The 16,671-nt window shown below is 50.7% G+C and carries 12 protein-coding genes; 8 read left to right on the forward strand and 4 right to left on the reverse strand.

The genetic code is table 11. The annotated features are described in order from the left end of the window. The first annotated feature begins 434 nt into the window (after positions 1–434). The 5 genes from EQU24_RS22000 to EQU24_RS22840 all read left to right on the forward strand — a co-directional run bounded on the left by EQU24_RS22000 (position 435) and on the right by EQU24_RS22840 (position 8,772). Complete coding sequence (locus tag EQU24_RS22000) at positions 435–1,325, forward strand: carbohydrate kinase family protein (protein ID WP_017841502.1); 891 nt, start codon at positions 435–437, stop codon at positions 1,323–1,325. A 418-nt stretch (positions 1,326–1,743) separates the two neighbouring features. After that, on the forward strand, positions 1,744–4,320 hold the full coding sequence (locus EQU24_RS22010) for an ABC transporter substrate-binding protein (RefSeq protein ID WP_017841500.1): 2,577 nt from the start codon (positions 1,744–1,746) through the stop codon (positions 4,318–4,320). Next, complete coding sequence (locus EQU24_RS22015; RefSeq protein ID WP_017841499.1) at positions 4,317–5,435, forward strand: ABC transporter permease; 1,119 nt, start codon at positions 4,317–4,319, stop codon at positions 5,433–5,435. Before EQU24_RS22010 ends, EQU24_RS22015 begins: the two co-directional genes overlap by 4 nt. After that, positions 5,432–6,760: an ABC transporter permease gene (locus EQU24_RS22020; protein ID WP_017841498.1), complete on the forward strand. Its 1,329-nt coding sequence runs from the start codon at positions 5,432–5,434 to the stop codon at positions 6,758–6,760. Before EQU24_RS22015 ends, EQU24_RS22020 begins: the two co-directional genes overlap by 4 nt. After that, positions 6,760–8,772, forward strand: a complete 2,013-nt coding sequence (locus EQU24_RS22840) for a dipeptide ABC transporter ATP-binding protein (RefSeq protein WP_017841497.1) — start codon at positions 6,760–6,762, stop codon at positions 8,770–8,772. The genes EQU24_RS22020 and EQU24_RS22840 overlap by 1 nt, the downstream gene beginning before the upstream one ends. Before the next feature lie 20 nt (positions 8,773–8,792). Here EQU24_RS22840 and pcp read toward each other — a convergent pair whose 3' ends face one another. The 3 genes from pcp to EQU24_RS22040 all read right to left on the reverse strand — a co-directional run bounded on the left by pcp (position 8,793) and on the right by EQU24_RS22040 (position 11,698). Then, a complete protein-coding gene (gene pcp, locus EQU24_RS22030; protein ID WP_017841496.1) occupies positions 8,793–9,422 on the reverse strand; it encodes a pyroglutamyl-peptidase I in 630 nt (209 codons plus the stop codon). 156 nt (positions 9,423–9,578) lie between these two features. Further along, entirely contained in the window at positions 9,579–11,048 is a 1,470-nt protein-coding gene (gene zwf, locus EQU24_RS22035; protein WP_017841495.1) for a glucose-6-phosphate dehydrogenase, read from the reverse strand. 89 nt (positions 11,049–11,137) lie between these two features. After that, positions 11,138–11,698, reverse strand: a complete 561-nt coding sequence (locus EQU24_RS22040) for a thioredoxin family protein (RefSeq protein WP_017841494.1) — start codon at positions 11,696–11,698, stop codon at positions 11,138–11,140. Between the two features lie 539 nt (positions 11,699–12,237). On the opposite strand from EQU24_RS22040, the gene EQU24_RS22045 reads away from it, so the two are divergent. The 3 genes from EQU24_RS22045 to EQU24_RS22055 all read left to right on the forward strand — a co-directional run bounded on the left by EQU24_RS22045 (position 12,238) and on the right by EQU24_RS22055 (position 14,553). Next, positions 12,238–13,218, forward strand: coding sequence for a helix-turn-helix domain-containing protein (locus EQU24_RS22045; RefSeq protein ID WP_235726419.1), 981 nt, complete (start codon positions 12,238–12,240; stop codon positions 13,216–13,218). A gap of 595 nt (positions 13,219–13,813) precedes the next feature. Then, entirely contained in the window at positions 13,814–14,185 is a 372-nt protein-coding gene (locus EQU24_RS22050; protein WP_017841492.1) for an ArsR/SmtB family transcription factor, read from the forward strand. 41 nt (positions 14,186–14,226) lie between these two features. After that, complete coding sequence (locus tag EQU24_RS22055) at positions 14,227–14,553, forward strand: hypothetical protein (RefSeq protein ID WP_017841491.1); 327 nt, start codon at positions 14,227–14,229, stop codon at positions 14,551–14,553. 412 nt (positions 14,554–14,965) lie between these two features. Here EQU24_RS22055 and EQU24_RS22060 read toward each other — a convergent pair whose 3' ends face one another. Continuing rightward, positions 14,966–16,633, reverse strand: a complete 1,668-nt coding sequence (locus EQU24_RS22060) for a BatD family protein (protein ID WP_017841490.1) — start codon at positions 16,631–16,633, stop codon at positions 14,966–14,968. Positions 16,634–16,671 lie beyond the last annotated feature (38 nt).

Below are 16,671 nucleotides of genomic sequence, written 5' to 3' on the forward strand. Positions count from 1 at the left end.
TAGATCAAAATTCGGCACCGGGGTGTCCGTCAAAGGACGCCGTGAATACGTCCATGTAGGCTCTATGCCAGTTCCATGCTGGCAAAGCCTTTGTGAACGCCATGGATGGCGTGAATGTCGATTTTGCAGGAGCGAAAACCGACCGGACACCCCGGCGCCTCCTCGGGCACTGCCGAAATTTGAAGTGCGAAAGGTATACATCTTTACCGATCGATCCTTTTTTAACGACTTCGTTCGAAAAGGATCGAAAAGATAGGCTTTTTTTCATCGTCGAAAATAGATTGCATGTTTATTTGTCAAATATTATCGCATTAAAGTGTTTAAATAGAGATTATATAAAAGGAGTAATCTATGCTGAATTTCTCTATTGATCTACGATAAGTATAAACTGCATTACACTTGTACCTCAGTAATAACTAGCATTTATTCCGCTTATGAATCAACCTACTACTTGTATCGATGTCCTTTGCGTAGGACAAGCCACTTATGATCTTATTTTTTCGGTACCGGCCCACCCCGGCACCGATGAGAAAGTGTTTGCCGACCGCTTTGCCGGTTGCGGCGGAGGGCCTGCCGCTAATGCCGCGATAACGGTTGCCCGGCTCGGTTTCAAGGCGGCTTTTGCCGGTTATTTAGGCGATGACTTATTCGGTAGCAAACATTGGCAAGAATTGCTCGATGATGGCGTCGACACCCGTTTTATCGTTAGAGGCAAGGCACCGACACCCCTCTCTGCAATACTGGTCAAACCCGACGGCCGGCGCGCGCTGATCAATTACAAAGGCGCAACCCGCCCCTTGAACGCCGGTGCGGTCGATTATTCGAACCTCGAAGCCAAGGTCATGCTGTTCGACGGTCACGAACCGAATATTTCCTTACAACTGGCACGCTATGCAAGATACAACGGTATTCCGACCGTGCTCGATGCCGGCTCGGTTCACGAGGGCAGCATCGGCTTATTGGACTTATCGGATTATTTGGTTGCTTCGGAAAAATTTGCGCTGCAATACGCCGGAGACATACACACGGCATTGAGGCGACTGGCGGAAACCGCACCTGCTGCCGTGATCACCTTGGGCGAAAACGGCTTGATTTGGCAACGCGGTAATGAACAAGGCGAGCTGCCGGCCTATCCTGTGATCGCTATCGATAGCACTGGTGCCGGCGACGCTTTTCACGGTGCTTTCGCCGCTGCATTGGCCGCCGGCCAAGACTGGTTGGATATTTTGAATTACGCCAGCGCTGCCGGTGCGCTATGTTGTACCAAAACCGGCGCCAGACCCGGATTACCGACCTGTGAAGAAATGCAGGATCTTTTACGTTAGAATTGGCCGATTTATCAATCGAAGAACGAGCCCGAGAAGCACATCCTTTTCTTCAATAGTTTGACAACGCCTTTTTTAAGCCATAGCATGCCGGTTAAGCATTATACTTCGCGCGGTCATGTTTGCGGATTTTATGGCAATGCTATTTTGTTCGGTAGCAAGACGCGAAAACAAGCGCATAGCAAACTATGTAACTGTTTTCGCAAAGCTTCCGTTCCTGCTCACGCCCCTTACCTACATCCTTGTAGGTCTGGCCGCTATCGGACAAAAGAGTGCGTTAGCTTACCAGCAAATGCGACCGCGCGAAGTATATGATGGATTCTGTGTGCCATCGCCTCCGGAACCGACGCAGAAAGCCTAGCGGTATTACTGTGAAAGTCACGCAGCAACCAATCTTGTTACTAACGACAAAACGCCGATGACTTTCATTTGCCGGGGCGATCGCCGAGCCTTCATGAGCGTTATGATGAAAATCGTTCTTCCCATGATCCTTATCTTGGGTCTTGCAGCACTCATTTTTTTTTCGTTCCCCAAAAACGAGGACTCAACCACCAATTTGATCGGCACTGAACATCCTTCGACGAAACAACTTGACAGTACTCGCCGCGGTGCCTTGGTCGATCAAATCGTCTTCACCCAGCAGGGCGATATCGGACAGGTGGTCAGCCTGATCGAAAGTGGTAGCCATCATATTTTCTCGCAAGGCATCACCAGCACCACAGTTTTTCAGCGCCTGCGCGATTCGAAAAGCGCGGACTACGATTTTTCCTACGGTAGTTCGGTGGAACTAACCCTCAATCCAGCCGGCCCTCATTTCGCCAACGGCGAACTCAATCCCTTCCATGTTCCAGCGCTACGCGAAGCTCTCAATCAACTGATCAACCGCCGCTATATTGCCGAAGAGATCTACGGCGGCCTGGCTGTCCCACGGTTTCTACCGCTGAGCACCGCGTTTCCCGATTATGCGCATTTGGCTGACGTTGCCAGAGCATTAGAGCTGCGTTATCAACACGATCCCAATGCAGCCAAAAAAATCATCAATAGGGAAATGCTGGCATTGGGCGCTCGCTTGGAGCAAGGTCGTTGGCGCTATCATGACCGGCCGGTACGTCTGCGTCTGTTGATCCGCACCGAAGATGCGCGCAAGCACATCGGCGAATATATCGGCACGCTACTCGAGAATCTCGGATTCGAAATCAGCTACCTCTATCGCACCGCCGCCGAAGCTTCGCGCATTTGGCTCGCCGGCGATCCAGGCACCGGCGCTTGGCATATGTACACGGGCGGCTGGATTGCCAGTCGAATCGAGCGCGATCTGGCCGATAATTTCAGTTACTATTACACGCCCAAGGGCCGCGCCGACCCTTTATGGCAGGCTTACCGGCCCTCGGCCGAATTCGACGAGATTGCCGACCGTTTGCAGCGCCGTGACTATCGCACTTGGCCGGAACGTCGGGCTTTGATGAGCCGCGCATTGGAGTTGGCGATGGAGGATTCGGTTCGCGTATGGCTAGTGGATCAAATCAATGCCTGGCCCCGCGCGCATAACGCAAGGCTGGCGGTCGATTTGGCCGGCGGCGTTTCCGCCTCGGCGCTGTGGCCCTATACTCTGCGCTTCGACGATCAAATCGGCGGAACCATGGTCATCGGCTCGCCCGGCTTGTTGACGGAACCCTGGAATCCGATCGCCGGCAGTAATTGGATCTTCGACCTAAAAATCATCCGCGCCCTGCAAGATCCGCCGCTGCTTGCGGACCCATTCACCGGCCTGTATTGGCCGCAGCAAATCCAGTCGGCCGACGTCAAAGTCCAATATGGCGTGCCTTTGATTATCAGTCATGATTGGCTGACTATACACCGGGCCGAAACCATAAATGTTCCCGGCAATGCCTGGATTGACTGGAATAGCGATGACAAGCGCTTTATCACGGTCGCCGAAAAACACCCCGAAGGCCTTGAAGCACGCGGCCGCATTCGTATTCGTTACAAGGACGATTATTGGCAACGGCGCTGGCACGACGGAAGCACGTTATCCCTAGCCGACCTGTTGTTGCCGTGGATTCTTAGCTTCGAGCGGGCCGATCCAAACAGTCCGTTGTACGACATCGCGCATGTGCCCAATTTCGAATCCTTTCAGCGCCATTTCCGAGGTTGGCGTATCGTCTCCAAACAACCGCTGATCATCGACATCTATAGCGATCAAATTCATCCCGACGCCGAGGTCACGGTTGCCGACAAGAGCCCGAGCGTCTTGCCCTGGCATAGCTTGGCGTTAGGCATCTTGGCCGAACAAAACGAGCGTCTAACCTTTTCCTCGCACAAGGCCGACCGGTTGCAAGTCGACTGGTTGAGCCTGGTGTCCGGTCCCAGCTTGCCGATCTTGCAACAATTGCTCGAATCGGCCGGTCGCGAAGGCTTTATTCCTTTTGCCTCGCTGCTGAAACACTATTTAAGCTCCGGCGAAGCGGAAGAACGTTATCAAGCATTGACAGACTGGTATGCCGAACGCGGTCATTTTTGGGTTGGCAACGGGCCTTTTTATCTGCATTCGGTGCATCCGCTCGAAGGCAGCATTGTACTGCGCCGCAACGAGGATTTCCCGGACCCTGCCGACAAATGGCTGCGCTTTGTTCAACCGGAAATTCCCGAGTTGGTCATGGACGGTCCGATCCTCGTCAAAGCCGGTCAAACTGCAACATTCGAATTGCAGATCACATTTCAAGGAAAGCCTTATCCGCTGGACGCCATCGACGAGGTCATGTTTTTATTGTTTGACGGCGATGGCAAACTTTCGTTTAAAGGCAAGGCTGAACCATTCGAGAACGGTATTTGGCGAGTGATTTTGGCCGCGCGGCAAATTAATCGGCTCGGCTCCGGAGCCAATAGTCTGGAACTGGCGGTCAAATCCAACCGCGTCGCGCTGCCTTCGTTCGCCTCTCACGGCTTCGCAACCTTACCCGCCGACGAATCGATTCCCGAAGGTATCGAACCATGAACCCTAGCCAAAACCCAAGTATTCCGAAAAATGCGGAAGGATTGGTCCGCGATCTCAAACTGATGCTGTTATTTACCGGCAAACGCATCATTGCGCTGGCGCTGATGGTTTTGATCGGTGTCTATCTCACCATATTGATTGCCAACATGGGGGGGCGCGTAGACGAATTGCGGCTGGTGCAAATCCGTAGCGAAATTTCCGAAGCCGTGCGCGGCGACTTGTCTTTCCGCGAACTCAACAGCGACGAGCGCAATCGACTGATACAACGCCGCGTCGACTTGGAAGTTCAAAGGCTGAATCTGGACCGGCCTTTCCTGCTGCGTAGTTTTAATTATCTTTACCGTGCAATGCTGCTGGATTTGGGGCGCGCCGAGCAAATGCATAGCGACCAGGGTTCGCGGGAAGTCCATGCAATCATCCTCGAGCGCTTGCCGGCCACCTTGTTGCTATTCGGCACGGCCAATCTGCTGATTTTTTTCTTGTCCGTCTATATCGCCTTATGGCTGTCTAGACACTACGGCAGTCTCATAGATCGTATCGTCATCGTTTTGGCACCGACTTCAGCGGCACCGGCTTGGTTCTATGGTATTTTTTTGATTCTATTCTTCGCTTTCCTTTTGCCGATACTGCCTGCCGGCGGCATGGTGGAGGCGCCGCCACCGCTCGGCCGCCGAGATTACGCACTCAGCGTCCTGAAGCACATGGCCTTGCCGGTGCTAGCCATGCTGCTGTCGCAAATTTTCATTTCGATCTATTCCTGGAGAACCTTCTTTTTGATTCACTCCAGCGAGGATTACGTAGAAATGGCCAGAGCCAAGGGTTTGCCTTCCCGCATGATCGAACGGCGCTATATTTTACGGCCGACACTAGCGCCGGTCATTACCAGTTTCATGCTGATGCTGATCAGTATGTGGAGCGGCGCAATCATTTTAGAACGAACCTTCAGCTGGCCCGGCCTCGGTACGCTGATTTTTCAAGCCATCGGCCATCATGATACGCCGGTCATCATCGGTTCGGTGGTGATTTTCGCTTATTTGCTGGCCTTCTCTATCCTGGTGCTGGACATCGTGTACGGCATCGTCGATCCGCGCGTACGCATCGGAGCAAAACGATGAAATATTGGAGCGAACGACTGTGGGAATTGCGCCGTTATCCTTCCGCGTTACTCGGCATGGCTATCATTTTCTGTTTAGTCGGTTTATCGATTGTTACGGTTAGCGCAATACCCTATGACGAGGCCATCGATCGTTGGCGCGGAGGCGACTATTGGCGCATGCATCCCCGAAATGCCGAACCGGCATGGCTTGATCGCTTGCAAGGCGGCAACAAGCCTAAAACATTGATAATTTCAAGCCTTGCTGCCGAAACGGAATCGGTAGCTTTCACAGGTGGTAAGCGCCTAAAGATACCCTTGCACTTCGATTATAATTTTTCGGAGTTTCCGAGTGAAATCAACTTGTTTCTGAAGTCGGGAAAGCACACCCGGGAACCCTTTGCCCGACTGACTTGGCATACCCCCGACGGACGCGAGATACCCTTAGGAGGACGCCGTATCACGTCCAGCGACCGTTTTTCGATATCCCAGGATTGGGCATTGGAACGCCGCCTTGGCCTACTCCCCCATGTGGGTTTGCTGGCGCGGCCCGGCACCGATTCGCCTGAAGTTTTACCCGGACGCTACACGCTGGTCTTGGATGCGGTGTTATTCGATGAAACGGCCGAAATCACCGCCGAATTGGTTGTTTATGGACGTGTTCACGGCCTCGCCGGTACCGATCATCAGCGCCGCGATTTGCTGCTCGCGCTGCTGTGGGGTACGCCGATCGCGCTGGCTTTCGGCCTGTTGGCGGCAGTCGGCACGACGCTAACGACCTTAGTAATCGCAGCAACCGGGGTTTGGTTCGGCGGGCGGCTCGATGCCGCCATTCAACGGCTCACCGAAATCAACATGATTTTACCGCTGCTGCCGATACTGGTCATGGTCGGAACACTCTATTCGACCAGCATTTGGCTGATGCTGGGCGTCGTGGTGCTACTCGGCATATTCAGCGCCAGCGCCAAAATGTACCGGGGGATGCTGCTGCCGATACGCGAGTCACCCTACATTCAGGCCGCGCAAGCCTACGGCGCCAGCGATAGCCGCATCATCTTGCATTACTTGGTCCCGCGCATCCTGCCGGTGCTGATTCCGACCTTCGTGACGCTGATCCCGGCATTCGTTTTTCTGGAGGCCTCGTTGGCGGTGCTGGGGCTCGGCGATCCGGTGCTGCCGACTTGGGGCAAGGTGCTCAATGACGCGCAAAACGAAAGTGCTCTGTACAATCACTATTATTATTGGGTGCTGGCTCCGGCTTTGCTGCTGATGCTGACAGGTCTCGGTTTTGCCTTGCTCGGTTTTGCGCTGGATCGCGTGTTCAACCCCAGGCTACGGCGGATCTAATGATGACAGAACCCCTGCTCAAAGTCGAAGATCTGCGGCTTGCTTATCAAACCGAACGCGGCATCGTCACAGCCGTAGACGGCCTGAACTTCGAAATCCAGCGCAACGAAGCACTGGTGGTGCTGGGCGAGTCGGGTTGCGGCAAAAGCTCGTTGGCCAAGGCCCTGTTGCGGGTACTGCCGCGCAATGTCAAACACCATTCGGGCCGGGTACTGCTCGACGGCGTCGACATCATGCCCCTGAGTCCCGAGCGCTTTCGCCGTGAAATCCAATGGCTGCGTATTTCGCTGGTGATGCAGGCTTCGATGAACGCTTTGAATCCGGTCATGCGAGTCGGCGAGCAAGTGGCCGAACCCTTGTGTGTGCATCGCGGCTGGTCCCCGCACAAAGCCATGGCCCGCGCCGGGGAAGTGTTCGAACTGGTTGGTGTGTCCGGCGATTTTTTAAGGCGTTATCCTTTCGAACTTTCCGGCGGCATGCGCCAACGGGTAGTGCTGGCGATGGCCTTGGTCGCGGAACCGGAACTGGTGATCATGGACGAGCCGACTTCGGCGCTGGACGTGCTGACGCAGGCCGGCATCATGAATCGATTGAAACGCATCAAGCGGGAACTGGGCACCAGCTTCATGCTGATTACCCACGACGTCGCCACATCCAGCGAAATCGCCGATCGTGTCGCGCTGATGTATGCGGGGCAATTCGTGGAACTTAGCAGTGCCGCGCAGTTTTTTGCAAAACCGGCCCATCCTTACGGAAAGCTGTTGATGGACAGCGTACCGCGCCTGCACCAGACCCGGCAACCCGATCACATTCCAGGTCAACCGCCGAATCTGATGCTGCTGCCTTCGGGCTGCCGTTTCGCCGATCGTTGCCCCGCCCGATTCGACCGCTGCGATGAAGACCCTATGCCGATAGCCTTGTCGAAACGAAACGAAGTCCGTTGCTGGCTTTATACGGACCGCATCGAAACCGGCAAACCGCAAGGATTGCATAACACTCCGATTCCCGTTTTGGAAACACGGCCGTTAAGTAAAGAGGTTTTGGTTACTGCACAAGACCTGCATACCTGGTTCGAATTAAAGCAATGGGGATTTATCCGGGCGGGCTATGTGCGTGCGGTAAATGGCGTCAATTTCCACCTCTATCGTGGCGAGGCGGTTGCCTTCGTCGGCGAAAGCGGTTGCGGAAAAAGCTCCTTGGCGCGCACATTACTCGGTCTGCATGCGCCGACTCGAGGCGAAGTCGTCTTCGAAGGCCGACACATGCATGCCTTGAATAAGCATGAACTCAAGCAATACCGGGCGCGTGTCGGCTATGTGCAGCAAGACCCTTTCGGCGCGCTGCCGCCCTTCATGACGATCCGCCGCGCCTTGAGCGAGCCGCTGATCATTCACGGCGTCAAAGACCGCAAGGAACGTGAAACGCGGATACGGGCTGCACTGGAAGAGGTGCGCCTGTCGCCAGCCGACGATTATTTGCCTAAGTTTCCGCATATGCTCAGCGGCGGTCAGCAACAGCGGGTCGTCATTGCCCGGTCGTTGATTTTACAACCGGCGATGATCATCGCGGACGAACCGGTCTCGATGCTGGACGCCTCGGTACGAGTCGAGATCCTGCGCCTGCTCCGTACGATACAAAGCAAGCGCGAGCTGACGCTGGCCTTCATCACGCACGATTTATCGACCGTGCGGCATTTTGCCGACCGCATTTTCGTGATGTACGGAGGCCGCATCGTCGAAGCAGCCACTGTTGACGACCTGCTCGACTTTCCTCAGCATCCCTATACGCAAGCCTTGCTAGCGGCCACCGCCGACCCCGATGCCAAGAATGCCGCTCAAGAACGCGAACTACCGGACGGCGAACCGCCCAGTCTGTTGCACCCGCCGCCTGGTTGCCACTTTCATCCGCGCTGTCCGTATGCCATCAAAGGGCTGTGCGATGTAGAAGAACCACCGGAGTTCGAACCGCGCGCCGTTCACTATTCGGCGTGTTGGTTGCATAAGGATACATAATGGTGAAATGCTGTTTGAGTTTAATTGCTCAAACGGTCACCAATAGCCTCGATTGCAACAGTCAGCGCTCGAACGACCGTTTCTTCGGTCATGCTTGGCAGCAGTCCGGCTCGTTTTGTATTGGCGACTTGTTCCGGCAAATAAGGGACATGAATAAAACCAACTCGTATCGGCAGGTTTTGGCATTCGACATAATGGAGTGTCGAATAAAAAAGCTCGTTACAGACAAAAGCTCCCGCTGAATTGGAAAGATACGCTGAAATACCCTCTGTTTTGATCTGCTCGACCATGTTTTCAACAGGAATCGAAGCCGGGTAGGAGGCAGAACCTTCAATGGCAATCAATGTATTCTTAGGTTGATTACCTTCATTATCCTGTTTTCTGGCGTTAATCCGATTTTTGGCCAAACATTCCATACGAATGGCATTGCTACCGCCCGCTTGACCAACACCGATCACGACAGCGGGTTGATGGTGCTCAATTTGACTTTGCACGATCGCCGACGCTTTACCGAACACGGTCGGAATTTCGTGGGCAATCACTTCAAAGCCACCGATGATCGTATTATTTAAATGGCGAACGGCTTTCCATGAAGGATTAACGATCTCTCCTGCAAAAGGATCGAAGCCTGTTATTAATAACTTAGCCATCACAGATCAAAATTCAGCGCCGGGGGCCCGCGTCAAAGGACGCCGTAAATACGTCCCTGTAGGCTCTATGACAGCATCCATGCTGTCATAGCCTAAGCCGATCATCCCGGCCAATGGAGACAAATGGTGCGCGATGCGCACCCTACAAGATTGAGCTTACTCTTCCCAAGCCCGTCCGTCACGCGCCAACAATGCCACCGACGCGACCGGCCCCCAGCTTCCTGCGGAATAGGGTTTTGGCGCAATTTTTCTACGCGCCCAAGCATCTTGTATCGAATCGACCCATGCCCAAGCCTGTTCGATTTCCTGCCGACTCAGGAACAAGGTCGGATCGCCCCGCATTGCTTCCAAAATCAGCCGCTCGTAACCGCCGAAAAACGGGCTGTTTTTGAACGTTTCAGAAAAGCTCAAATCCAGTTTATTCTGCTGTAACGTGATACTACCGCCGATTCCGGGTACCTTATTGAGCATTTCAATTTCGACGCCTTCCTTCGGCTGTAAATGAATGATCAACTTATTCGGCGGCAATTCGCGGTAACTGTCCTTAAAGATATTGTGCGGCAAGCGCTTGAAATAAACGACGATTTCGGTGCGCTTATTTTGCATGCGCTTTCCGGTACGCAAATATATCGGTACGCCGGCCCAGCGCCAATTATCGATATCGACGCGCACCGCGACGAAGCTTTCGGTGGTACTCTCCTTATTGGCGCCTTCCTCCTCGGTATAGCCCGGCACGGCTTGTCCTTTCATGTAACCGGCGGTGTATTGCCCTCGCACGGTCACTTCTTCGACATTGTCGGCGGTAATCGGACGCAAGGCTTTCAACACCTTGATTTTTTCGCTATGAATGCTTTCGGCTTCCAGCGACGCGGGAGGCTCCATTGTGATAAAGGTCAGGATCTGCAATAAATGATTTTGCAGCATATCCCGTAGTTGCCCGGTTTTATCGAAATACTCCCAACGGCCCTCGATTCCGACTTCCTCGCCAACGGTAATTTGAATGTGATCGATGGTATTGTGATTCCAATTGGTCGTAAAAATCGAATTGGCAAATCGTAAGGCCAACAGATTCAGAACCGTTTCCTTGCCTAAATAATGATCGATACGGAATACCTGATCCTCGTTAAACACTTCAGCAACGGCATCGTTGATTTCCCGATTGGATTTCAGATCGTTGCCGATCGGTTTTTCCATCACCACACGCGATTCTCGAGTCAAAATTTTTGCTTTATCGAGACCCTGGCAAATATTTTTGAACAAAAACGGCGCGACGGCTAAATAATTGACCAACACTCTGGATTTGGAATCGATGACCGAATTCAATTGTTTATATTGATCGAGTTGAGTTAGGTCGATCATGAGATATTGCATTCGAGCCGAGTAACGCTGCCAGACTTCATCGTCGATCGTCTCATTAAGATAAGACTGTAGACTTTTCCTAGCGACTTTAACGAAGCCGCCCTCTTCGAGAGCATGCCGGTCAATACCGATGATACGAGTCTCGGGCTCGATCAATTCTGATTTTTCGAGCCGATATAACGAAATTAATAATTTGCGCGTCGATAAATCGCCTAACGCGCCATATATGACCAGGTCGCAAGGTTTAAATTTTTGATTTGATTTCATTGAATTTGAAGAACAATAAACCGATTTTCGGCTACTTAAGTTAGATTTGAAAAAATGAAAGAAAAACGGGGTGCTTCCGTATCGTTAAATTAATCTTTCCATTTTATATTGCAACCGATGCTTGGAATTTGCCGCGGATCGATGGACTTTCCGGCCAGTAAGTTATCCAAAGCCGTGCGTAAATCGCTACCGGTCGGCGGAACATCGTTTTTTGGGGTCGATCCGTCCAAGCGTCCGCGGTAAACACAAGATAGGGCTGCATCGAATACGTATATATCCGGCGTACAAGCGGCTTGATAAGCTTTTGCAACAGACTGGCTTTCATCGTAAAGATAAGCGGCGAAAGGATTGCCCCATTCTCGCATCATCGCTTGCATTTTATCCGGCGCGTCCTGCGGATAATTGATAATGTCATTAGCACTGATTGCAATCGTACTAATACCTTGTTGAGCATATTGCTCGGCAATCGATATCAATTGCCCTTTGACATGCAGCACATAGGGGCAGTGATTACACATAAAGAGAATCACCGTACCTTTTTCTCCTTTTAACTCTTGAAGCGTTTTGGTCGTTCCGGTCACGGTATCGGGTAATTCGAAATCCGGCGCACGGGTTCCTAAAGGCATCATATTAGACTCGGTCGCTGCCATCTATACTCTCCTATGTCTTGCTTGGATAATCTTAAACCATATCGAAAGCCGAATTATAAAGCCTTAGTTCAAGCATGGATAGTTAGGCCTCTTTGCAAATGAAGGGTTTTATACCCTTTGCTGGTCAAATTTCGGCGCCGGGGGTCCGTCAAAGAACGCCGTGAAACGTCCATGTAGGCTCTGTGACAGCATCCCGGCTGTCAAAGCCTTTGCCGAACACCCCAGCGCCTCCATGCGTCAATGCCGAAATTTGAAGTGCGATGGGTATACTTTAAATACCTGTTAGTCGGTATAGTTGAATTGTCTATAAAATATCCGGTCCAATTGATTTTTTAACACCTTCTCAGGATTTCGTGATAAATAATGTCCTGGAACTATGAGCTCTGTTGAGGGTTCGGTCACTCGCTAGGCAGGTCGCCGTAAATACGTCCGTGTAGGCTTGACGGCGGCGACTGATTGCCATGGATGGCATGAATGCAGATTTCGCACTACGCCATGGATGGCGTGTATTAGGGCATCACCAGTAGGCGCTTTAGGCGATGCAGGGCAGAAAAATGCTCCTGCATTTTCTGCATTCATTACATCCATGTAACTCAGCAATTGCCGAGGAGCAAAAATCTGCCCTGCTGCCGACATCCTCGCCAAGCATACCCCACACCCTTTTTGATCTCCAAATTGGGAATTGCTGTAATGAAGGATCGTTTAACTTTGCTAGCTGCGAAGTATGCTTGTCAATGGATAACTGTTTTTTTGAGTTATCTTGGCAGACGACAATTTTATCCCTATCAGAAAAAATGACATCGACTATAGACTATGACCCATACGAAACATTATGCCATGACTGCAGGCTAGTCGAGTCATGTCTTCCTTACGGATTAGCGAAAAATGAGTTGAAACAGTTCGCGACGATGGTAAAAAGTAAACCGCCAATATTATCCGATCAATATCTCTATCGACAGGACGACGAAGGCCGTAGCTTATACGTTGTTAAAACGGGGTCTTTCAGAGGTTTTATATCCAGCACGGATGGCGCCGAACAAACAATTGGATTTTATTTACCCGGGGAATTAATGGGGTTTGACGCTTTTCAACATGGGCGCTTCACAAGCTCAAGCATAGCGCTTGAAACGAGCAAAGTATGCGAACTGCCATTATCTCAACTTAATGAATTATGCCGGTTGATTCCTAGTTTGCAAACTCAAATGCTACGCGTTTTAGGCAAGGAAATCGAATCCGATCATAATCAGATTTTGTTATTAGGTCATCGTTCCGCCAAGGAAAAAATGGCGATCTTTTTATTAAAGCTATCGCATCGATACAATGCCTTAGGATTTTCGAAAACCGAATTTAATTTGACAATGAAACGGCAGGATATCGCCAATTTTTTAGGAATCACTAACGAAACCGTTAGCCGCTTACTTACTGAACTACATCAACAAGGAATAATTGCAATCAATCGACGCAACATCAAAATTAACAACATGAACGCTTTAAAAGTTCTCGTCGAAGATTGTTATTGAACCGAAGCTACCTCGTAACACGCTAAAGCGCAACAGCAACCCCGGCTCAACTCGCAACGGAGAGTGCTTATTTCAACATCATTTGCGCTGAATTTGCTGAGTCGGCTGGCCTGCTAGGACCTTGACCGGATTCGCTGCAAGCGGCTAAGGCTGAAACTGCAATAATGGCTAAAAACAAATGGCTAATAATTTTCATAATAAACTTTTCTCAATTGTGAGTTAAAACGTATTGTTCCATTGCTCAATCGAATTGATCGAACAATAAAATTTAACAACCCTTATGGGTAAACTCATTATTGCATTATTACATAATCGCTTATTGATATGGATCAATTATTAACCATTTTGTCGGTCGACATTTGCTCCTCAGCAATATCCCTTTCTACTCCCATTTGATTGAAAAACCGTCTAAGAATAAAAGCAGCAATTGCCGAGGAGCAAATCGACCTAACACCCCGTAGCCTCCTTAAGCATCGCCGAAATTTCAAGTGCAAAAGGTATAAACTCGTAAAGAGGATAAACAAGAATATTTTGAACATTTAACTAAAATGCTTATCTTAAAGATTAATAGATGAACATATGAGTAGATATTGATATGATTATTTCACCTGAACTAGCCGCCAAGGACTGCTGCGATGAGCAAGAAACGCATCCCGATTTATTGGCCAAGGCCATACCGGACTTACCTGACGAGTACGAAGCCGGTCGCTTGGCCGACTTGTTTAAAGCTTTAGCCGACCCTACGCGGGTAAGGATCATTGCCGCACTACTGCACACCGAGTTATGTGTGGACGATTTGGCCAATTTATTGGATATGAGCCAATCGGCTATTTCACACCAGCTGCGATTGCTGCGTAATCTGCATCTGGTACAGTTCCGTCGATCCGGAAAACATGCTTTCTATCGACTGGTTGACGACCATGTTCGAGACTTGTTTCAACGCAGTCGAGAACATTTGGATTGTTAAAATCAAGGCGTTATCGCCCTTTAAATTTAGGAGATTCCTCCATGAAACATCACATTCACACCGAACACAAGCACGTTCACAACGAACATTGCGGCCATTTGCGTATTGAGCATGACGGTCATGTGGATTATTTACATGACGGCCATTTGCATCATGCACATAAAGACCATTACGACGAACACGTCATTGCTGTAACAGAAACCAATCCGGCAGTTTGTGCGCCGTTAGACTGCGCTTGCGGTCATGAAGGATGCGGACATGCGGCCGTTCCGCATGGCGACCACATCGATTACATCGTCAATGGACGCTTACATCACCCTCACGGGGATCACTGCGACGATCACGGACCCGTGACGATAATTAATTGACGATACGGAAATTTTGTCGAGTTTTTAAGTTCACGCCAATCAAACCCGGCACTTAGATATACCCATCGTGTATCTAAATTCGGCACCGGGGTGATCGTAAAAAAACGCCGTGAATACGTACATGTAGGCTCTATGCCAGCATCCATGCTGGCATAGAGCCTTTGCGAGCGCCATGGATGGCGTGAATGTCGATTTTGCATTACGCCACGGATGGCGTGTATTAGGTCAATGCAGGGCAGAAAAATGCTCCTGCATTTTCTGCATTCATTACATCCATGTAACTCAGCAATTGCCGAGGAGCAAAAATCGACCTAGCACCCCGGCGCCTCCTTAAGCATCGCCTAAATTTGAAGTGCGAAAGGTATAATTGAATAACTTCAAGTTTAGGTGCCGAGTAGTTAAGGTTCGATTTTTACAAGCGATACAAAGGTTCCAATTCGTTGTCTACCGACTTATCGCCGAATTGCTCCCTAGCTTTATGCTCGGAAAATGCCTGAAATAACTTTTTACCTTGCCAGTCTTCCCGATCGGCACTGTAAAGGCACGCATTCAGATACATGATCTCGTCTCTCAGTCTGGCCTCGCAATGATCGGCCAACGCGCCTAGACTGGCGACCTTGTATTTTTCCCGCCCCCAAGCGACCAAGGCATTTTTGGCTGCTTGCGGATCGTTTTCGGCACAGGCTTTTTTCAAGGATTTGACATAGCCGGACAGGGACTCTTTGATCGGGTCTTGCGTTTTTTCTTCCGGCTTTGCCGAACGACGTAGACCGAAATAAAGCCCGGTGGTCAACCAACCTACCGCAAAAAAAAGCGCCGCCCACCTCCAATAATCCTCTTGCGGTGCTACGACTTCCTCTCGCTTAGTTGCAGTTTGAACTTGGTTTTTTACCTCGTCGCCGGTTGCCGCATGCGGCATTTCTATTTCTGTTGGTGTGGCTGCTCCTTCGGTAATCAGGTTTACTTCCGGAATTTTGGCGATCTCGACTTGTCCTGAGCGTGTGTTGAACCACGGTATCTCGATTGCCGGAAGAGTGTAACGACCGGCTTTAGAGGGTATGAAAGCGATTTTTTCCTCGCGTAACGCCTTGACACCTTCGGCTCCCTTATTTTCGTTCAAAACCGGCTGATCCGGATAAGTTTTCACTTCATCAACCGGTAGGGTGCGATGTATCTCGGGTAGTTGGCCGACTGTCGTGCCTATGGCAGCAATACGCAAAGTTCGGGTTAACGGCTCGCCAACTCTCATTCGAGCGATATCGCCCGACCATTCCTGGCTGAGGCTCAAGCCTTCAGCCGCCAACCAATGACCGCCGGCAAACGTTTCCGGAATCGGTTTCACGTTGAGCGTAACGGCTTTCGAAGTAATCCGCTTCAACTGGCTATTTTGCCGATTAAAAAAGCCGTTGAACCGGGGTTGACCTACCGTAATCACTTCGGCATCGAGCTGCAACGGCGCTATTGTTAGCGTTCCGCTTTGCTGCGGAAAAATCGCGTATTTACGCTCAGTGACTTGATAACCGATACCGCCGATTTGAGTTGTATAATTGCTGTCCTCACCAAGCTTTTCGATGACGGCATTGTCTAGTTCCGGTTCGGATAACCGGGCTTGCGTGATCGACACTCGGCGATAGAAACGCAAGGTATAGAGAACTTGGGATTGGACATAAGGATTTTCCGGCGTGGCTTCGACTTCCAAAAACAACTCGTCATCGACGGCCTGAATCTCACGGCTACCGGCTTCGGTCACCATCAAGGAAACCTCATTGCTACGATCTTTGCCGAAAGCAATAGCCGGTATCGTCAATTCGCCCGCGTGTTTGGCCATAACCGACAATTTCCATTGCTGCGTCTTACTGTATTGACCGTTTATGATCGATGTACTACTGCTTTGACTCCGGCCGAGTATCTCGAAATCTTTTTCGAGCGGTGCGAAGTCGGGCTGATCGTCCGGCGTTTCATCGGCAATAAAAGTAATCTGGAACGATTCGTTCAAGCCGACCGGGCTACGATCGACCGTTACATCGATGTTTGCGGCCTGTGCCTTGAAAGCCGCGAATAGACTAAACACTATCAGCATCAAGAAGCTCTCTATCGAGAGTCTTTTTTTTGTCGTTA

Source organism: Methylotuvimicrobium buryatense (assembly GCF_005931095.1).
Classification (GTDB): domain Bacteria; phylum Pseudomonadota; class Gammaproteobacteria; order Methylococcales; family Methylomonadaceae; genus Methylotuvimicrobium; species Methylotuvimicrobium buryatense.